Genomic DNA, 18,213 nt, shown 5'->3' on the forward strand with positions numbered 1-18,213 from the left:
CACCCCGCGCCGTCATGCCGGATCCAGTTCGACGAGCGGCTGGTCGTACTCGACCGGCTGGCCGTCCTCGACGAGGATCGCGGCCACCCGGCCGGCCCGGTCGGCGGTCACCTCGTTCATCAGCTTCATCGCCTCGACGATGGCCACCGGCTGGCCGGGGCGGACCAGGTCGCCCACCGCGACGAACGGTCGCGCGCCCGGCTCCGGCGCCCGGTAGAAGGTGCCGACGATCGGTGCCCGCACCGAGGCACGGCCGGGCACCGGCGGCCGGAGCACCGCAGGGGCGGCGTTGGGCGTCGGACCAACCGCCGGTGCCGACTCGGCCCGGGGCAGGGGTACGTCCGGTCGGGTCGCCTCCTCGGGGTGCCACTCGACCTCCAGCACCGCCGGCCCGCTGCGCAGCCGGATCCGGCGCACCGGCCCGGCCAGCTCGGCGATCAGGTGCTGCGCCTGCCGGCGCAGCCCGGCGAGGGCCTCCTCGCCGTCCACAGCGACGTCGTCGGACGCGTCGACCGTCGACAGCGCCCCGTCGCCGGCCGTCATCGCAGGCCCGCCCGAGTGCCGACGCGGTTCGCGCCGAACCGTCGGAAGCGTTGCCGGCGCAGCCGGACCAGCATGGCCGGCGGCACGTCCAGCAGCGGCAGGAGGTTGGCCAGCAGGGCGGCACGCAACCGGTGGGCGGTCTCCGCCGGGTCGTCGTGCGCGGCGCTCGACGGCTCCGACACGACCTCGTCGACCACCCCGAGCCGGCGCAGGTCGGGCGCGGTCAGTCGCAGGGCGCGGGCGGCCTGCGGGGCCGCCGACCGGTCCGGCCAGAGGATCGCCGCACACCCCTCAGGGCTGATCACCGAGTAGACGGCGTTCTCCAGCATCAGCACGCGGTCGGCCACCGCCAGCGCCAACGCGCCGCCGCTACCGCCCTCGCCGGTGATCACCGCGAGCACGGGGGTGGGCAGCACGGTGAGGGTGAGGATGTTCTCGGCGATGGCCGCCGCCTGGCCGTGCTCCTCGGCGCTCACTCCCGGGTCGGCGCCGGGGGTGTCCACCAGGGTGACCACGGGCAGGCCGAGGCGGGCCGCGAGGCGCATGAGCCGCAGCGCCTTACGGTGCCCGGCCGGGCTGGCCATGCCGAAGTTGCGGGCGACCAGATCGGCGGTGGTGTGCCCCTTCTGGTGACCGATGACCATCACGTGCCGGCCGGCCAACCGCGCCAACCCACCAACGATGGCCGGGCAGTCCGCGCCGAGCCGATCGCCGTGCAGCTCCACGAACCCGTCGAAGACCGAGTCCAGGTAGTCCAGTGTGGTGGGCCGCCCCGGGTGCCGCGCCATCCGGACGGTGTCCCACGCGTCGCGTACCACCGGGATGCCGGCGTCTCCCTCGGCCGCCGGGTCCGTCGGACGCGTCACGACGGCGCCGTCGTCGGCAAGGCGCTCGCGGTGCGACGCCGGCTCCTGACGGGGTACGGGCGGATGCGCCGGACGGCCGGCGCGGGTCGCGGCGAGCAGCGCCGTCAGCCGTCCGCGCAGCGACCGGCGCTGCACCACCATGTCGACCTGCCCGTGTCGGAGCAGGAAGTCGGCGGTCTGGAAGCCCTCCGGCAGGGCCCGCCCCGTGATCTGACGGATCACCCGGGGGCCGGCGAAGCCCATCCGCGCGCCACTCTCGGCGAGCACCAGATCGGTGTTGGTGGCGAACGAGGCGGCCACTCCGCCGTAGGTCGGGTCGGTGAGGACGCTCACGGTGAGCAGTCCCGCCTCGCGCAACGCGGCGATGGCCTGACTGACGGTCGCCATCTGCATCAACGACAGCGCGCCTTCCTGCATCCGCGCACCGCCGGACGCGGTGATCAGGACGAGCGGCGTGCGGTCGTCGAGCGCCCGTTCGGCGGCCCGGGTGATCAGCTCGCCGACCGCACAGCCCAGGCTGCCACCGAGGAAGCGGAAGTCCATCACCGCCAGGGTCACCGGGTTCCCGCCGATGGTGGCCGTGGCGCAGACGACCCCCTCGGCAAGACCCGTGCTGGCCCGCGCGCCGGTGAGCCGGTGCGGGTACGGCAGCACGTCGACGAAGTCGAGCGGGTCCGCCCCCGGCAGCCGGTCGGGCAGCAGGCGCAGCGAACCCGGGTCGACCAGTTGGCGCAGGCGTTCCGGCGCGCCGAGTCGGGCATGCTCCCCGCACTCCGGGCAGACGTCGAGGTTGCGGCGCAGCCGTTTGCGGTAGAGCAGGGTCGCGCAGCCCGCGCAGCGGGACCAGAGCTGCTCTTCGCGCGGCGCGGTGGCCGTCACGACCGCCGCCCGGTGTCCGGGGAATCGAACCGGTAGAAGCACCGCGCCATGGCGTCGCGCGGCGAGCGCCAGGTCGACAGGTACGGCGACACGTACGGGCGTAGGCGGTCACTGACCCGGATGAACTCGGGGTGGTCACGCGCGGCCTCCACCGCGCCCTCCGCCGGCTGGGCGGTCTCGAGCAGGTGCACATAGAGGTCGTGCAGTCGGTACAGCGAGCGGTGCCGGACACCGACCAGGCGCGGCAGCTCCGTCGCGTCCGACTCGGCGAAGATCTCGGCGACCCGATCCTCGGCGGTCGGATCGACCTTCGCGATGATCAGCGATCGGTCCATGTTGGGCCTCCCCCCACGGCGTCCGGCCGGCGACGGGTGGCCCCCGGACGCGCTGGACGACTGCCGACACGATGCGCCGATCCTCGTCACGGCGGCGTCACAGTGCCAGGTCGGCCAGCGACGGATGATGGTGACGCTGCGTTGACGCAACCTGTGTATCAGCTATGTGCCGGGTGAATTCGACGCGCCAATGTTTATGCAGTTCAGAACCGATTTCGGGTTGGCTGTCGCCAATACAAGGTCCACGTTGGCGTTGACGCAACGTGACCGTTATTGATAATCTTCAGCGTGGTCAGCCCGGCGGCCTCGGCGGGCGGGGCCGCGCCCGGCCACGCCACGATCGGCGGGGTCGACAGTGGCGTCGAGGGCAACCGATCCGGGACACAGCAGACAGTCGGGACGAGCGTTCCGCAGGGGGTGCCGCCGTGGCCGCTGATTCGTCCGTGCCGACCGCCGGAGACCCGCCCGAGGAGGGCGTCTCACTGCACCTGCTCGGAGGTTTCCGGCTCCTCCGCGAGGCGGTGCCGGTCGTGGTGCCGCGCGGGCTGCAACGGGTGATCGCGCTGATCGGGCTCCGCCCCGGCGCCACCCGCAGTCAGCTCGCCGGGCTGCTCTGGCCCGACGCGTCGGAGGAACGGGCGCTGTCCTCCCTCCGTACCGCCCTGTGGCGGCTGCGACAGGACCCGTGCTGCCCGATGACGGTGGCCAGCGACACCGTACGCCTCGGCCCGGCCGTCCGGCTCGACGTGGACGACCTGGTCGGCACCGCGGCCCGGGTCCGGGACGGCGACGACCCGCGCACCGCGGCCGGCGCGCTCGCCGCCGGGCGGCACGACCTCCTGCCCGGCTGGTACGACGACTGGGTGCTGCTGGACCGGGAACGCCTGCGCCAACTCCGCCTGCACATGCTGGAACAGGTGGCCGGGCACCACCTGGCCGCGGGGCGGCACGGCGAGGCCCTCGAAGCCGCGTTGGAGGCGATGGCGGCCGAGCCGTTACGGGAGACGCCACACCGGCTGGTGGTCCGCATCCACCTGGCCGAGGGCAACGCCTTCGAAGCCGTGCACGCCTTCTACGTCTACCGGGACCTGCTGCGCCGGGAGCTGCGGCTGGAGCCGAGCCCCGCCATGAGCGCCCTGCTCGACGACACCCTCGCTCCGATCCGCCAGGCCAGCCGCGAGGCCGTCGCCGACCGCCCGTCACCCGCCGTCCGGCGTCCGTGACAACGGTGGCCGTCACCGCCCGTTCGGCCTACGTGACGGTGATGTGACAGGCGCTACGGCACGGTGGGCGCACAGAGCACGTGGCACCGGTCCCCGAGGGGTCGGGCAGGCCACCGGCGGAAGGGGTCCCATGAGTCGTCTACTGATCGTCAGCCGGATCATCCCGGGAGCGGAGGGGCGGGTCGCGCAGATCTTCGCCGAGTCCGACGCCACCGAACTGCCCGGCCTGACCGGTGTCACGCACCGATCCCTGTACTGCCTGCACGACCTGTACGTACACCTGCTGGAGACCTCGGACGACGTCGACCCGGACGCGCTCGCGGCGGCCCGCAACCACCCGCTCTTCCGACAGGTCAACGAGCGGCTCTCCGCGCACACGTCGCCGTACCTGCCGACCTGGCGTTCCCCCCGGGACGCGATCGCCGGCTGCTTCTACCGGTGGGACGCGGCCGAGGCGCCCGCGGCGCGGCCGGCCAGCACCGAGGCACCCGCTCCGCGCCCGGCCGTCACCGAGGCGCCCGCCGCGCACCCGGCCGGCTGACATGTCCGCCGCGCCGCCGCACGTCCTGATCATCGGCGCGGGCACGGGCGGGCTGTGCCTGGCGCACGGCCTGCGCCGCGCCGGGATCAGCGTCGCCGTCTACGAACGGCACCGCGACCGCGCCGAGGGGCTGCTCGGCTACCGGGTCGGCATCGGCCCCACCGGTAGCCGAGCGCTGAAGGAATGCCTGCCCCCGGAGCTGTTCGCCACCTTCCTGGCCACCTGCGCCCGGCCGCCGCACTACTTCAACGTCGTCACCCAGGGGCTGCGCCAGACCGCGTCGTTCGCGCTGCGGCCGAGCGCCGACCCGGTCCGCACCGAACACTCGGTGGCCCGCATGGTGCTGCGCCAGGTGCTACTGACCGGCCTGGAGGACGTGGTGCACTTCGACAAGACCTTCACCCGGTACGAGCAGCGCGACGACGGCACTGTCACCGCGCACTTCGCCGACGGCACCAGCGCCACCGGCAACCTGCTGGTGGCGGCCGACGGCACCCATTCCGCCGTACGCCGCCAGTACCTGCCACACGCCGTCACCCGCGACGCCGGGACGATCAACATCGCCACCCGCATCCCGCTGACCCCGCACACCCGCGGTCTCATTCCGGAGCGGGTCCAGCAGGGCATCTCACTGATCTTCGGCGTCGGCGGGATGATGGGCGTGCTGCACGTCATGGAGTTCAAGTGGGACGCCGAACGCGCGATGAAGCCCGGCGTCAGCGAGCCCGACGCCGCCCTGCTCCGAGACTGGCCCGGCCTGGCCCACGACACCACCACCGACAACATCAACCTGATCATCTGGAGTGCGGCCAACCGGTTCCCGACCGACATCATGGAACGCCGCGGTGAGGACCTGGTGCAGGTCGCCCTGGACCTCACCGCGAACTGGCACCCGCACCTGCGGGAACTGCTCGCCCACGCTGACCCGGCCAGCGCCCTACCGATCAAAGTGTCCACATCCGAGCCGGTGCCGCCCTGGAAGAGCAGCACCGTCACCATGCTCGGCGACGCCATCCACACCATGACCCCGGGTCGGGGCGTGGGGGCGAACACCGCGCTGCGCGACGCCCGCCTGCTCTGCGCACAACTCAGCCGCGCCACCGCCGGCGACAAGACGCTGCTCCAGGCGGTCGCCGACTACGAGGCCGTGATGGCGCCGTACGGCTTCGCCCGGGTCGCCGAATCGTTGAACCGCAGCGGCACCAGCGGCGACGACCGGATGTACCGGCCGGTGGTGGGTCGACTCGCGTTGCTCGGCGCGCGCGGCTACTTCGGAGTGACCAGCCGGGTACCACCGCTCCGTCGCCGGTTCGTCGACGAATTCCACACCTACGAGGGCGACCGGGACTGAACCCGGCACCACCCGACCCGGGCTCGGCGTCCTCGCCGGGCCCGGGTCTCATCGCGTCCGGAGCGCTCCATCCGACCGAGCCACACCTCACCCGCTCCGTGCCCGACCCGGGTCTCATCGGGCCGGGTACTGGCGTGATCGGGCGACGCTGTGTCACCCGGCAGGCACCGGCTGAGGTGGCTGTCCCACCCGCGACGCTGACGGCCGATCCTGCCTGTCGTCGGCAATACGCGTGTGCGAAGCTGCGGCGAGTTTTTCTCGTGACTTTTCCAACGAGCTGAGAGGGAGGTTCGCCGTGGCGTGGTCTTTCGGACACTCGCTGATAGTGGTACTGGCACTGTTGCTGGGCCTGGCCGCCGGGTGGCTGCTGCGCGGCCGGCGGGGCGTACAGGGCAATTCGATTGTGGATGGTGACCCCGTCGCCGGTCTGGCCGTGATCTCCACGCCCACGCCGGCCGCCACCACCGACGAGGCCCAGCCCGCCGCCGCCGTCGACTCGGCACCCACCGCGGTAGCCGACGAGCCGGTACCGGTCGACACGGTCAGCGCGCCGGCCGCAGTGACCGGACCGGACGGTCCCACCCCGGTGCCCGTGCCGGCGGACGCCCCGAGCACCGTCGACCCGGCGGACATGGCGCTGACCGAGGACCCGCCGCCCGTGCCGGTCACCGAGAAGCCCGACGCCGCCGAGCTGCGGCAGGAGCCGGGCGTGGACTCGGCCACCGAGCCGGTCACGGTCGACGAGCAGCCCGCCCCGGCGGCCGTGGTCGCCCCCCGCCAGCCGGCGGACGACCTCCCGTCCGCCGACAGCGCACCGCTCGACACGACGCCGGCCGACGACGTGGAGACCAAGGCCACGGCGGTCGACGCCACGCCGGCAGAGGCGTTGGGGACCCCGGGCCCGTCCGATGCTGAGCCGGTGCACGCCGATTCCGTGGACGCCGAGCCTGCGGTTGCCTCCGCGGAGGCCGAGCGGTCGGCGGTGGCCGCGCCTCCGGTCCGCCCGACCCCCGCCGTGACCCCTCCGGTCCGTTCGGCCGCCGACACGACGATCAGCGGCGTCGACGCCGACCCGACGGGCCCTGCCGACGACTTCCGCCGGATCCAGGGGATCGGGCCGAAGATGGCGGCCGCGTTGCAGGACGCTGGCGTGCGCACCTACGACCAGCTCGGCGGGTTGGACGAGCCGGCGCTGCGCGACCTGATCCGGGCCGCCGGCCTGCGCGCCGCACCTGGGCTGGGCAGTTGGCCCCAGCAGGCACGCGTGCTCGCCGGCGCCGGCGACGAGATGGCAGCGGTGCTGCCGAACGGCAACCAGGCCTGACCGACTGCGTTCGAGCCCCCGGCAGCCGTCCATCACGACGGCGCGCCGGGGGCTCGGCCGTCGCTGAATCAGCAATTGCCGCGCCGCGCTTGCCCAGTCCGACGGCAAGGTCGGCGAGGTCGCGCCAAGCCCGCGACGCGTGCTGACGATCAGCCCGCCGAGCACCTTGGCACTCGCTACTGTGAGCTCATGTTCAAAGCTCCTGCCCCGCCGGATCCCACCGAGTTCGCCGGCAGGCGCGCGGTCGTCACGGGAGGTTCTCGCGGGATCGGCGCCGCCATCGTGCGGCGGTTGCTCGACGGCGGCGCGACGGTCGTCACCACGGCGCGTAACGCCTCCGACGAGACGCCGAGGGCCGCGACCTTCATTCAGGGCGACATCGGCACGCTCGCGGGCGTGCGGGCATTCACTGCGGCAGCGCTCGACGAACTCGGCGGCGTCGACATCGTGGTCAACAACGCGGCGGCGGCACGCGCCCACATCGGTGGTATCTCATCCATCCCCGATGAGGAGTGGATCGACGCGCTCGACCTCAACTACCTGTCCGCTGTGAGAGTCAACAACGAGCTGCTACCGGCGCTGCGCGAGGCCGGGTCGGGCAGTGTGATCGTCAACATCTCGTCGGGAGCGTCCCTCACGCCGGCACCGCCGTTGGCGCACTACGGTGCCGCCAAGGCCGCCCTCAACGCCTACGGCAAAGCGCTCGCCTCCGAGCTCGCGCCTGCCGGAATCCGCCTGACCACGATCATTCCCGGCAACGTGCTCACCCCCGGCGCCGACGCGATCCGCCAGAACTTCGCCGACGCGATGGAGGTCTCGCTTGCCGCCACCACAGCGGGCATCCCTCTGGGTCGTCCCGGAGACCCGCGCGACATCGCCGAGGCAGTCGCCTACCTCGTATCGGACCGGGCCCAGTGGGTCACCGGAGTGAGCCTGACAGTCGACGGTGGTGAACTCCCCGTCATCTAGCTCCACGTTCGGTCAGCCGTGTGAACGGTCACCGTCGATGTTGCGCGATCTTGCGGCGCAGGCCGGAAGGAGCTGCGCCCGGCCCTCCGGGCCGCCGCGCCGAAGCTGCGGTGGGGCGCGGGGGTGACGGGCAGACTCAGGCGCGCAGCTCGGCCGCGAGGTCGCCGATCGACGCCATCGCGTACCGCTGCATCGCTGGCCCGAAGGTGATGCGTGTGGCGCCCTGCCGGCCCAGTTCGGCCACAGACTCCCGGGTGGGTCCGGCAGCCATGTTGATCGGCCCGGAGATGCCCTCCCGCAGCTGCGGGAGCACCTGCGGCGGCGCCAGGATCGGGTAGACGCAGTCGGCGCCGGCGGCCACGTAGAGGCGGGCGCGTTCCACCGCGTCGGCCGGGTCACCCGTTCCGAACAGGAACGTGTCGACGCGGGCGTTGACGAAGAGAGCGTCGCCCGCTTCCGCGCGCACCTCGGCCAGCCAGTCAGCGTGCCGCCGGGGGTCCTTGAGGGTGGCGTCCCCCTCCGAGTCCTCCAGGTTGCAGCCGACGGCGCCAGCCTCCAACAGCCGTCCGACCAGCTCGCGGGGGGCGAGGCCGTATCCGCCCTCAACGTCGGCGGACACCGGAACGGACACGGCGCGGACGATGCGCGCGACCGCCGCGAACATCTCGTCCGGCGGTGTCGCGCCGTCCTCGTACCCGAGCGAGGCCGCCACACCCGCGCTCGGGGTCGCGAGGGCCGGGTAACCGGCGTCAGCCAGCACCCGGGCGCTGGCCGCATCCCAGGGGCCCGGCAGGACGAGCGGGTCACCGACGGCACGGTCGTGGTGCAGGGCGCGGAAGGTGGAGGCTGTCATCGTTGTGGTCTCCCGCCGTTGGTGACGATCCGGCCGTTGTCGGGCGGCATCTTCGCCGCGACGCGCATCGGACCACCCTACGTTTGGTGGACCGCGCGGTCAACAATCGTTACGCTGGTCATATGGCGAGGCCACGACAGTTCGACGAGGAGCAGGTGATCCGCGCCGTCCGGGACCAGTTCTGGGACGCCGGCTACGCGGCGACCTCCCTGGAGGATCTGGTACGCGTCAGCGGGCTGGGCAAGGGCAGCCTCTACGGCGCCTTCGGCGACAAACACCGGCTGTTGCTGCGGGCGCTGCGGGAATACACCGACACCAGCGGCGGCTACCTGCGCGAGATGCTCGCCTCCGCTCCCCGCGCCCTGGACGCGCTGCGCGCGTTCGTCATGGCACCGGTGAACGACTCCGGTGGTGCTGCCGCCCGGCGCGGCTGCCTCATGGCCAACAGCACGTACGAACTCGCCACCAGCGATCTCGACGTCCTCGCCGAGGCGCGGCGCACCTACGAGGCGACGACCGCCCTGGTCGCCGAGAGCGTCGGGCGGGCCCAGGACGAGGGCGACCTGCCGCGCGACGTCGACCCGGTCGAGACGGCGCGCGCGCTGCTCGCCGCGCAGCAGGGCCTGGTGTTCATGGGGCGGACAGGGTTGGACATCGACACCCTGACCGCCACGGCCCGCACCCTCGCCGCCAAGCTCCTACCGGACGCCTGACACCAGCGGCTATTTGATCTTGCGGGTGGACCGCACCACGATGCTCTCGTACTCGGGGTGCTTGACCAGCCAGTCGGCGATGAACGGGCAGATCGGCACGACGGTCCGGCCCTTGCCCCGCGCGTCGTCCAGCACGGCCCGCGCCAGCGCCGACCCGACGCCCTTGCCCTCGTACGCCGGATCGACCTCGGTGTGGGTGTAGGCGATGATCGAGCCGGTCAGCTGGTAGGTGACGAACCCGACGACCGTGCCCGCCTCGTCGCGCGCCTCGAAACGCTCCCGCGCCGGCGCGTCTGTCACGGTGAACTGCACCCGACCATCCAACCACCCGGCCCGACGGCGCTCGCCGCGAGGCCGGCAGGGACGCGACCCCACGCGCATTGTCTCGGCCGGAACGGGAAACGCAACGACGCCGGGCACCGGGGGTACGCGACGACGCCGGGCAGACCCTGGGAGGAGACACGCCACCATGACGAATCCATCGACGGACGGCGGCTTCGCCGTCGTCGAGATGTTCACGTCCCAGGGCTGCAACAGTTGCCCTCCCGCGGAGGAGTTGCTGAGCGAGATCGAGCGCGACGCCCGGGACCGGGGCCAGAACGTCTTCGCCCTCGGGTTCCACGTCGACTACTGGGACGACCTGGGCTGGCCCGACCAGTTCGCGGACGCCTCGTACACCGCGCGCCAGGAGGCGTACGCCCGCGCGTTCGGCACCCGGGGTCTCTACACCCCGCAGATGGTCGTCAACGGCACCGTCGAGTTCGTCGGTTCCGATCGCCGGCGGGCAGCCGCCGCGATCATGTCCGCCATGGCCTCGACCGCCGCCACACCACTGGCGCTCTCCATCGCCAACCTGGGCAATGACCGGGTGATGGTGGACTACCGGACCGAACAGCCGCCGGAGCGCGCGGTGGTGCACGTGGCGGTCGTTGAACGGGAGCTGACCAGCGACATCGCCCGGGGGGAGAACGCCGGGCGGACGCTGCGGCAGGACAACGTCGTACGCGCCTTCAGGTCGGTGGGCCTGGACGCCGAGCGGGGGCAGCTGGAGCTGGCGACGCCACCTGGTCTCGATCCGCGACGCGCCAGCGTGGTCGGCTACGTCCAGGAGAACGGCGAACGGGCGATCGTCGGCGCCACGGCCATCGAGCTGTCCACCGCGTAATCTCAGCCCATGCGGATGGTGCCCGGTGGGAGGGGATTCGGTGGCTGACGCGGACGACGTACGCCGGGTGGCGCTGGCCCTGCCGCACACGGTCGAGATCGCCAGTGACGGCTTCGACTTCCGGGTGGCCGACAAGGGCTTCGTCTGGTCCTACCCGGAGCGGACACCGGGCAAGCCCCGGGTGATCCGGCTCGACATCGCGGTGCTGTTCGTCGGCGACGAGGCCGAGAAGCAGGCTCTCCTGCTCGGGGAGCCCGAGATCTTCTTCACCACGCCCGGCTACGAGGGCCTGCCCCTGGTGCTGCTGCGCCTGGCGGCGGTCGACCTGGACCGGTTGACCGAGCTGGTGACCGACGCGTGGCGGATGCGCGTGCCGGAGTCGCTGTTGAGCGACAGTGCGGGCGCCGGCAAATAGCGATATCAGCACGCAACGCGTTGGACACATTGACGGGGATCTCGGTGCTCCATTACCGTGGCCGAGAGAGCGCTCTCTCACCCGACCTTCCCCCCAATTCAGACGCAAAGCGCTGGACCCGGCAAGGGCCGCACCCGGCGCGCGCGATGGAGGCACGATGAAACCTCCCGTCCCCCACCGCCGATGGGCCCTGGCCGCCGCCACCGCGCTGGCCCTGGTCGTCGGCGGCCTCACCATCCCCGTCACCCGCGCGGCCGAGGCCGCACCCGTCGGCGCCGGCAGCTACACCACCACCCCGGTCGGCCCGCTGCCCAGCGGCTGCGGCGCGATGTCCAGCAACCCCCGGCAGTTCGCCACCGCCAACGCGCCCGCCGGGCCGATCCCCACCAACGACTGGTGGTCCTCGCTCCTGTGGAAGCGCACCGACTGCTCGTTCAGTGAGCCGCTGCACGCCCACCCGATCTCGTACGACACCTTCGGCGACGGCCTCGGCTTCTCCGCCAACTCCACGCCCGCCATCAGCGGCACCGCCACCGGCGTCGGTGAGTTCCACTACCCGTACGTGCAGGACATCCGGGTCGGTGTGGCCGGGCTCGCCGCACCCCTGGTGAAGGTCGACGGCTGGACAGACTGGACGGTCAGCCCACACTGGAGCGACGGCACGCGCACCATGCGCGCGACCATCGGCCACGGTCTGCCCTTCGCGTACTTCCAGACCACCGGCGGGAACGCGCAGATCAGCACCGCCGGCACCCCCGACGTCTGGTCCAACAGCGGTGCCACCATCGGCTTCCGGGTCAACGGCCACGACTACGTCGGGTTCGCGCCCAGCGGCGCCGCCTGGACCGTGGCGTCCGGCCGGATCTCGTCCACCCTGGCCGGCCGCGGCTACTTCTCCGTCGCCCTGCTGCCGCCGACGTCCAGCGCGACGGAGCGCGCCGCGCTGGCCGCGACCTACGGTCAGTACGCGCACGCCCACGTCACCGGCACCCAGGTCTCGTACGCCTACAACCCCGCGACCAGCGGCCTGACCACCACGTACGCGTTCACCACCACCGCCCGGGAGGGCACCGCCACGCAGACGGTGGTCAGCCTCTACCCGCACCAGTGGAAGTCGCTGAGCGGTTCCACAGCGATCACGCCGACCTACCCGTCGGCACGTGGCCGGATGAAGGTGCTCACCGGCGTCAACCAGTTCCGCACCGCCATGAAGTTCCAGGGCATCCTGCCGGAGTTGCCGGCCGTCGGCGACGGCAGCGGTGGTGACCTGTCGACGCTCACCGGGCACCTGGCCGCCACCCGCGCCAACCCGATGGACCAACGCGGCAACGACACCTACTGGACCGGCAAGGGGCTCGGCCGGGCCGCGCGGATCGCCGAGATCGCCGACCAGGTCAACGACACCACGACGCGCGACAGCGCGCTGAACGCGATCCGCAGCACGCTCACCGACTGGTTCACCGCGTCCAGCGGCAAGACCAGCCGGGTCTTCTACTACGACAACAACTGGGGCACGCTGATCGGCTACCCGGCGTCGTACGGGTCCGACCAGGAGCTCAACGACCACCACTTCCACTACGGCTACTACATCGCCGCCGCCGCGACCCTGGCGAAGTTCGACCCGGCCTGGGCGGCCACCAGCCGCTACGGCGGGATGGTCGACCTGCTGATCCGCGACGCCAACAACTACCGTCGCGACGACACCCGCTTCCCGTACCTGCGGGACTTCGACATCTACGCCGGGCACGACTGGGCGTCCGGGCACGGCTCGTTCGGCTCCGGCAACAACCAGGAGTCCTCGTCCGAGGGGATGAACTTCGCGAGCGCCCTGATCCAGTGGGGGCAGACGACCGGCGACACCGCCGTCCGCGACGCGGGTGTCTTCCTCTACACCACGCAGGCCGCGGCGATCCAGGAGTACTGGTTCGACGTCAGCGACCAGAACTTCCCCGCCGCCTTCGGGCACTCGACGGTCGGCATGGTCTGGGGTGACGGCGGCGCGTACGCCACCTGGTTCAGCGCCGAGCCGGAGATGATCCAGGGCATCAACCTGCTGCCGGTCACCGGCGGTCACCTCTACCTCGGCAACAACCCGGCGTACGTGCGAACCAACTACGCCGAACTCGTCCGCAACAACGGCGGACAACCGACGGTGTGGCAGGACATCCTCTGGCAGTTCCAGGCCCTCGGGGACGCCGACGCCGCGCTGGCGAACCTGCGCGCGAACCCCGGCTACACGCCGGAGGAGGGAGAGAGCCGGGCGCACACGTTCCACTGGATCCGTAACCTCGCCGCCCTCGGCAATGTCGACACGACGGTGACCGGCAACCATCCGCTGTCCGCGGTCTTCTCCCGCAACGGGGCCCGGACCTACGTGGCGTCGAACCCGACGGCGACGCCGATCACCGTGACGTTCTCCAACGGCACCACGCTCGCCGTGGGTGCCGGCAAGACGGCCACCACCGGGGCGTACACCTGGAGTGGTGGCAACGCGGCCGGCGGCGTTCCCCCGACGACGCCGACGGATCCCCCGCCGACGACCACCCCACCGACGACCACCCCGCCGCCGTCCACCGGCGGGCCGACCCGCTACCTGCTGCCCGGAGGTGGGTTGGGCGGCGCCGGCAGCGCGGCCACGACGACGGTCGCGGCGGCGAACGGCAACCACGACGGTACGCCGACCAACGCCCAGGTCTTCACGGCGACCGGCCTCAACCTCGCCTACGCCGGCGGGCAGACGGCGTTCGACCTGTTCGTCGACGCCGGGACAGCGGTCGGCAACGGCGTGCAGGTGCGGATTTCCTACGACCTCACCGGCAACGGTAGTTGGGAACGGGTGGAGACGCTGCGCTACTTCGCCACCGACCCGGTCACCGGCTACGAGCACTACACCCAGAACGCCGGCCTGTCCTCGGCCACCGGCACGTTGGGCGCGCTGAGCAACGGCACGGTCCGGGTGGAGGTCTGGTCGGCGATCGGCAACAACCCGACCACGCTGGGCATCGGCAACCAGTCGGTGCTGCGGCTTCCGTACTCCTGATCGGCTAGATCGAACGCCGCACGACGTCGGCCGGTGCGCGGGACCAGGATCGGTCCCGCACACCGGCCGACGCTGTGCGGTCAGTCAGTCGTCAGGAGGCGGTGCAGGTGGGCGTGATGCCGGCCCCACTGCCCGTGCCCTGGAAGCCGAACTCGGTGACCTGACCCGCGCCGAGACGGCCGTTGTAGTCCACGTTGGCGAACCGGACGGTGCCGGTCGAGCCACTGGCCGTCGCGCTCCAGGTGTTCGTGACACTGGCACCACTCGCGAGGGTGACACCGACGTTCCACCCGCTCGTGCCGGCGGAGCCGGCGGTCACCTTCACGGTGGCCACGAACCCGCCGTTCCACGAGTTCAGTGACACCGACGCCGAGCAACCACCGGTGGTCGGCGGCGGGGTCGTGGGCGGCGGGTCGGTGGGCGGGGGCGTCGTCGGCGGCGGGTCGGTCGGCGGCGGCGTGGTGGGGATGGCCGGGCCGGCGTTGAGAGCGTTCAGAACATTGGTGTACGCGGCCTTCTTGTTGCCGTTGCAGTCGAACAGCAGCGCGTTGTCCGAGCCACGCCACGAGTCACAGTCCCGCACACCCCACACCGTGATGCCGGTGCAGCGCGAGACGTTCATGCAGGCGCGGGTGACGGCACCGAAGATGGTGGCCTGGTTGCCGCCGGTCATCACGTCCAGCTCGGTGATCTGGACGTCCACGCCGAGGTCGGCGAAGCGCTGCAGGTTGGCCTGGTAGTCACCGGCCAGCGAGGTGCCCAGGTGCGACTGGAAACCCACACAGTCGATCGGCACGCCACGGGACTTGAAGTCCCGCACCATGTTGTAGATGCCCGTCGACTTCGCGTTGACCCCGTCGGTGTTGTAGTCGTTGTAACACAACTTCGCACCCGGATCCGCCGCCCGCGCCGCCCGGAACGCCGCCTCGATCCAGTCGTTGCCGGTGCGCTGCAGGTTCGAGTCACGCCGCCCGCCGCTGCCGCCGTCGGCGAACGCCTCGTTCACCACGTCCCAGGCGTAGATCTTCCCGCGGAAGTGCGTCGCCACCTGCGTGACGTGGTTGATCATCGCGCTGCGCAACGCGCTGCCCGACATGCCCTGCGCCCAACCCGGCTCCTGCTGGTGCCACAAGAGCGCGTGACCGCGCACGCTCATGCCGTTGGCCTGCGCGTGACTGACCAGACGATCACCACCGGTGTAGCTGAACCGACCCTGCTGCGGCTCGGTGGCGTCCCACTTCATCTCGTTCTCGGCCACGACACTGTTGAACTCACGGTTCAGGACGGTCGTGTAGACGCTGGTGGAGAGCTTGTTCGTCGCGACGGCCGCGCCGAAGTAACGGCCCTTCTCGGCCGCCGAGGCCCGGAGGGTCGTGCCGGCGCTGGCCGTGGAGGTCAGCGTCATCGCCATGCCGGCGGCGAGGGCGCCGGTAACGGCGATGGTCACCGCCGCTCGCAGGGCTCTTCTGTGATTCATGCGGATTCCTTCTCTGTGGTGGTGCAGCGATGGAGACGCACGCCCGGATCCGCTCCTGCGACATGGGGGATGTCAGCAACGATCGCCGTCGCGGCAGCGGCGCGGGGAGTCCTGACCCGACGTCCGGCATGCCCTGGGCGGACGTCGCGGGTCGAGGTGCCACAGCAGGTTCGCCCGGTGAACCACAGGTGCGGCTGCCCTCAACCATCGACTGTGAGCGATAACATGCCGTTCGTCAAGTCGTAACCAACCGCACCGGGAAACCTGTCGCTCCGTCACCGTGGTGGGCCTGTCGCCGTGCTGCCGGAGCCGCGCCGAGCACGGCCCCGGCAGCGACAGTCACTGGAACGAGGCGTCGTCGACCAGGAGGCTGTCGGTGCCCTCGGCCGTCTCGACGTAGAAGGTGGCGCTGGTCAGCGTGCCGCTCCACGACACTGTCGTGGTGCCGGTGAGCAGGGTCCAGCCGTTGACGTTCACTCCCACCGCCGGCGTCAGCTGGAGGTAGTTCGTCGTGCCGTTCGCGGTCAGCGACAGTGTCGCCTTCGCCGACGGGGTGCCGCCCTGTGCGCGTACCCAGACGTTCGTGGTGTAGCTCCTGCCGTTGGTGAGCTTGGCGGTCACGTCCTGGCCGGGGCCGTTCCAGGCACCGGTCCGGCCGGTGATCGACAGCGACCCGCCGCCACCGTGCGTCACGCTCGTGTTGCGGGAGAGCGTGCCGCTGCCGTGCACTCCCCAGCCCGTCGTGCCGTTCTCCACGTCGCCGTTGGTGAGCAGGTTGGTGACGGTGCCGCCGGTACCGCCGAACTGCCACCAGTTGATGTTGAACAGGTTGCCGCTGCCGCCGGCGAAGCGCAGGTAGAGATCATGGGTGCCGGTCGCTCCGCTGATCGCGCAGGTGGTGGTGCTCCAGGTCTGCCAGCCGCCGGTGCCGCCCACGGTGCAGGTGCCCACTGTCGGGCCGTTGGCGCTGTCGAGGCGTACCTCGATCCGCCCGCCGCTGGTGGCCGACGCGACCCGGGCGCTGAACGAGGTCGCACCCGCGCCGAACGCGACACCCTTGACCTTGATGTGGTCGCCGTTCTCGATCCAGCCGACGTTCATCCCGCCCTCGCTGGACACCTCGGTCTCGATCCCCGAGCCCCAGGCGATCGTCTCGGCCTCCTGCCGCACGTACGGGTTCAGGGTGCCCACCTGCGGCGCCCCCGTGGTGGTCATGTTGATCGTCGGGAACATGCCGCTGCTGGTGTAGGTGAACTTCTCCACCGCTACCGAACGGGTGTAACCGCTACCACCTGGCAACGCCCCGTTGTGATAGAAGAAATACGATCCGCCCTGGAAGTCGATCACACCCGCGTGATTGGTGAAACTGGCTCCCTGCCGCGGCATGATCGTTCCCCGATATGTCCACGGCCCCGTCGGTCCCGTCGCCGTGGAGTACGCGATGAATTCGGAGCAGCATTCCGCCGCGAACACGTTGTAGTACAACCCGTTGCGTTTGAACACCCACGGCCCCTCCTCGTACAGCGTCGGCCGACTCGCATTACCGTTACGGGTACCGAAGCCCGCGGTCGTGAGTGGAATGCGTGTCGCACTGCCGGAGAACGAAATCATGTCCGGGTTCAACTTCACGTACCACAGACCCGGGTTACCCCAGTACAGATACGCCTGCCCGTCATCGTCGATGAACGCGTGTGGGTCGATTTCGTTGTTGCCGACCAGTGGTCGACCGAGCGCGTCGCGGAACGGTCCGGTCGGGCTGTCGGCCACGCCGACGCCGATGACCATCTGCCCGTTGGAGCGCTGGCGCACCGGCACGTACCAGTAGAACTTTCCGTTACGCGGAACGACCTGCCCGGCCCACGCGTTGGCGTCCGCCCACGCGAACGTCGCCAGATTCATCGGCGAGCCGTGATCGGTCCAGTTCACCATGTCGGCGGACGAGTAGACCCGCCATTCGCGCATGGTGAAGTAGGTGGATCCGTCCTCGTCGTGTCCGGTGTAGAGGTAGACCCGACCGTTGTGCACCATCGGCGCGGGGTCGGCTGTGTAGATGTTCTGGACGATGGGGTTGTCGGCCCTGGCCGTACCCGGGATCAGTGCGAGGAGGCAGGCCATGCTGGCCAGCCAGGCGACGGCGCGCCTGGTCCGGCGAGCGGCCCGGGTTGCGGTTCGATCCTTCACGTTCACGATTACTCCCACAGAGAGTGCGCGGTGCTTGACGGGGGGAGCCACCGCTGTGGCGGCCGCTCGAACGGGCTTGTGGTTCGCGCGCTGGGCAGCACGACCGGCGGCCGTGTTAGCGCTAACAGCTATTCGCCAATGCCTCCTTCCCCCTATTTGGCCTGGATTTTCGTGTGGCGCGGGATGACCGTCGTAACCCCATCGCAGCATTGAGGTATCAACGTTGACATCGAAGATTTACGATGCACGGTACTGAGCGACCAGGCGGGCGTCAACGGAGCGGCAGCCATCGACAACGATCACTCACGGTGACGCTCCGATGATCGCGAGCCCGGTGG

General features: G+C 71.1%; 16 protein-coding genes. 9 read left to right on the plus strand and 7 right to left on the minus strand.

What is annotated here, in order from left to right:
- Positions 1-12: 12 nt before the first annotated feature.
- The 3 genes from ACGF3C_RS31625 to ACGF3C_RS31635 are packed head-to-tail and all read right to left on the minus strand — an operon-like array spanning position 13 to position 2,623.
- Complete coding sequence (locus ACGF3C_RS31625; protein WP_393227377.1) at positions 13-543, minus strand: acetyl-CoA carboxylase biotin carboxyl carrier protein; 531 nt, start codon at positions 541-543, stop codon at positions 13-15.
- A complete protein-coding gene (locus ACGF3C_RS31630; protein ID WP_393227379.1) occupies positions 540-2,288 on the minus strand; it encodes an acetyl-CoA carboxylase carboxyltransferase subunit alpha in 1,749 nt (582 codons plus the stop codon). The genes ACGF3C_RS31625 and ACGF3C_RS31630 overlap by 4 nt, the downstream gene beginning before the upstream one ends.
- A complete protein-coding gene (locus ACGF3C_RS31635) occupies positions 2,285-2,623 on the minus strand; it encodes a TcmI family type II polyketide cyclase (RefSeq protein WP_393227381.1) in 339 nt (112 codons plus the stop codon). Before ACGF3C_RS31635 ends, ACGF3C_RS31630 begins: the two co-directional genes overlap by 4 nt.
- Positions 2,624-3,048: 425 nt before the next feature.
- Between ACGF3C_RS31635 and ACGF3C_RS31640 the strand changes: the two genes are divergently transcribed.
- The 5 genes from ACGF3C_RS31640 to ACGF3C_RS31660 all read left to right on the plus strand — a co-directional run bounded on the left by ACGF3C_RS31640 (position 3,049) and on the right by ACGF3C_RS31660 (position 8,031).
- Positions 3,049-3,846, plus strand: coding sequence for a BTAD domain-containing putative transcriptional regulator (locus ACGF3C_RS31640; protein WP_393227383.1), 798 nt, complete (start codon positions 3,049-3,051; stop codon positions 3,844-3,846).
- Positions 3,847-3,976: 130 nt separating this feature from the next.
- The gene (locus ACGF3C_RS31645) at positions 3,977-4,387 is read left to right on the plus strand and encodes a TcmI family type II polyketide cyclase (protein ID WP_393227385.1); all 411 of its coding nucleotides are present in this window, start codon (positions 3,977-3,979) and stop codon (positions 4,385-4,387) included.
- Position 4,388: 1 nt separating this feature from the next.
- Complete coding sequence (locus tag ACGF3C_RS31650; RefSeq protein ID WP_393227387.1) at positions 4,389-5,738, plus strand: FAD-dependent oxidoreductase; 1,350 nt, start codon at positions 4,389-4,391, stop codon at positions 5,736-5,738.
- Positions 5,739-6,033: 295 nt separating this feature from the next.
- The gene (locus tag ACGF3C_RS31655) at positions 6,034-7,062 is read left to right on the plus strand and encodes a hypothetical protein (protein WP_393227389.1); all 1,029 of its coding nucleotides are present in this window, start codon (positions 6,034-6,036) and stop codon (positions 7,060-7,062) included.
- 189 nt (positions 7,063-7,251) lie between these two features.
- Positions 7,252-8,031: an SDR family oxidoreductase gene (locus ACGF3C_RS31660; RefSeq protein ID WP_393227390.1), complete on the plus strand. Its 780-nt coding sequence runs from the start codon at positions 7,252-7,254 to the stop codon at positions 8,029-8,031.
- A 136-nt stretch (positions 8,032-8,167) separates the two neighbouring features.
- On the opposite strand, the gene ACGF3C_RS31665 is transcribed toward ACGF3C_RS31660, so the two are convergent.
- On the minus strand, positions 8,168-8,884 hold the full coding sequence (locus ACGF3C_RS31665) for an isocitrate lyase/phosphoenolpyruvate mutase family protein (protein WP_357235704.1): 717 nt from the start codon (positions 8,882-8,884) through the stop codon (positions 8,168-8,170).
- A 122-nt stretch (positions 8,885-9,006) separates the two neighbouring features.
- On the opposite strand from ACGF3C_RS31665, the gene ACGF3C_RS31670 reads away from it, so the two are divergent.
- Complete coding sequence (locus ACGF3C_RS31670) at positions 9,007-9,597, plus strand: TetR/AcrR family transcriptional regulator (RefSeq protein ID WP_393227392.1); 591 nt, start codon at positions 9,007-9,009, stop codon at positions 9,595-9,597.
- 9 nt (positions 9,598-9,606) lie between these two features.
- Here the strand turns inward: ACGF3C_RS31670 and ACGF3C_RS31675 are convergent, their stop codons facing one another.
- Complete coding sequence (locus ACGF3C_RS31675) at positions 9,607-9,909, minus strand: GNAT family N-acetyltransferase (protein WP_357233519.1); 303 nt, start codon at positions 9,907-9,909, stop codon at positions 9,607-9,609.
- A gap of 157 nt (positions 9,910-10,066) precedes the next feature.
- On the opposite strand from ACGF3C_RS31675, the gene ACGF3C_RS31680 reads away from it, so the two are divergent.
- The 3 genes from ACGF3C_RS31680 to ACGF3C_RS31690 all read left to right on the plus strand — a co-directional run bounded on the left by ACGF3C_RS31680 (position 10,067) and on the right by ACGF3C_RS31690 (position 14,217).
- Positions 10,067-10,762, plus strand: coding sequence for a DUF1223 domain-containing protein (locus tag ACGF3C_RS31680; protein ID WP_355007975.1), 696 nt, complete (start codon positions 10,067-10,069; stop codon positions 10,760-10,762).
- 40 nt (positions 10,763-10,802) lie between these two features.
- Positions 10,803-11,177 carry an MmcQ/YjbR family DNA-binding protein gene (locus tag ACGF3C_RS31685; protein WP_357206128.1) on the plus strand — a complete coding sequence of 125 codons (375 nt, stop codon included), beginning with the start codon at positions 10,803-10,805 and terminating at the stop codon, positions 11,175-11,177.
- Between the two features lie 157 nt (positions 11,178-11,334).
- Positions 11,335-14,217, plus strand: coding sequence for a glycosyl hydrolase (locus ACGF3C_RS31690; RefSeq protein ID WP_357233516.1), 2,883 nt, complete (start codon positions 11,335-11,337; stop codon positions 14,215-14,217).
- 91 nt (positions 14,218-14,308) lie between these two features.
- On the opposite strand, the gene ACGF3C_RS31695 is transcribed toward ACGF3C_RS31690, so the two are convergent.
- Together ACGF3C_RS31695 and ACGF3C_RS31700 are read right to left on the minus strand one after the other, a co-directional pair.
- Entirely contained in the window at positions 14,309-15,694 is a 1,386-nt protein-coding gene (locus ACGF3C_RS31695; RefSeq protein WP_393227395.1) for an endo-1,4-beta-xylanase, read from the minus strand.
- A 339-nt stretch (positions 15,695-16,033) separates the two neighbouring features.
- Positions 16,034-17,809 carry a family 43 glycosylhydrolase gene (locus ACGF3C_RS31700; protein WP_357223272.1) on the minus strand — a complete coding sequence of 592 codons (1,776 nt, stop codon included), beginning with the start codon at positions 17,807-17,809 and terminating at the stop codon, positions 16,034-16,036.
- Between the last annotated feature and the right edge of the window lie 404 nt (positions 17,810-18,213).

The organism is Micromonospora sp. NPDC047762 (assembly GCF_043204655.1).
Taxonomy (GTDB): domain Bacteria; phylum Actinomycetota; class Actinomycetes; order Mycobacteriales; family Micromonosporaceae; genus Micromonospora.